The 1125-nt window shown below is 42.2% G+C and carries 2 protein-coding genes; both read right to left on the reverse strand.

Annotation, left to right across the window (positions count from 1 at the left end):
* The coding region (locus tag KDK17_RS15375) for a hypothetical protein (RefSeq protein ID WP_257288452.1) at positions 1-525 on the reverse strand (525 nt) is incomplete at its 3' end.
* Positions 526-732: 207 nt separating this feature from the next.
* A partial coding sequence (locus KDK17_RS15380) for an RING finger protein (RefSeq protein WP_257288453.1) occupies positions 733-1125 on the reverse strand: 393 nt, incomplete at its 5' end.

Below are 1125 nucleotides of genomic sequence, written 5' to 3' on the forward strand. Positions count from 1 at the left end.
GTTATTAACACCGACATAATTATGTTGGCGTTTCGCTAAACCATAGAAATATTGGAAAGAAGGATTACTGGCACCCTCTGTGTTTTCAGACAAAAATAATTGTTCAAAGAGGCTTTTTGCCGTTGTATTGATGAGTTCTTTGTCATCCGCTCTATGTCCATTGGTCTTCTTTATATTTATAGCGAATATACGATGTATTAATCTTAATGCCCTTTGAATGCGAACTTTTCGAAAAGGCATCTCCACATAATTAAAATAAAAGTTGATCATACGGTTAAAGTCTTGCTCAGAAACCTCGTAATCTTCACAGATTTCCAGCCGCCCATCTCCAAATACGTCCTCAGATTGCAGATTAAGCCTGACAAAGCCAATACGGATGTTTTCAAGTGGGCATATGACGGGTTGACCTGTTTGCCTTTGTTGTATTTCTGAAGGCGGTCTCCAGTTTTTTTTTTGATACTCACGATATTCTTCAAGATCATGGGTGTCATTTGCCAGCCCCTGCTGATAAAAAAACAAAATCACTGAACACAAAATCGTCTTAAAGGAATGTCCTAAGGTCATACGTTCACCTGAATTTGTTTACATAACTGCATTATTGAGCTGCAATTTATCCACAACAAATAAACCGCTGTCGCATAAGGAAGCCTTGCAGGCTCGCTTATTCAAGGCTTTTGCAACAGGCAGCTTAACCCCGCTTATTACACACGACATATAGCACTGTGCACACATTCAATGATGAGACATAAAGATGACCCTCAAGTATGATAGCGGTCTTTCCCTGCAAAAGGGACAGTCCCTCTGCTCATCTATAATTCGCCGAGCACAATTTTCGCAAAAGCCAGCGTGTCCGCAACTTTGTAACACCATAATATCTCCCACTGACTTGAAACAAATGGGGCATCCTTTTGCTCCTCCTGTGGCTCCTCCTGTGGCTCCTCCTGTTGCACCAGCCTCCTTTGTTGCAGTTTGGTTTGCTAATTCCAGTCGAAGTTGGGTTATCAGTTCATTTTGTTGCTGAATAACTATTGACGGATCCTGATGCTCAGAACGCGGCTCCTCATCAGAAGTCTCAATGCCTGAAGCACCATTGACTGAACTCTCGGTGTCAGCACTCTCGGTGTC

It is taken from the genome of Endozoicomonas sp. SESOKO2 (assembly GCF_024606245.1).
Taxonomy (GTDB): domain Bacteria; phylum Pseudomonadota; class Gammaproteobacteria; order Pseudomonadales; family Endozoicomonadaceae; genus Endozoicomonas_A.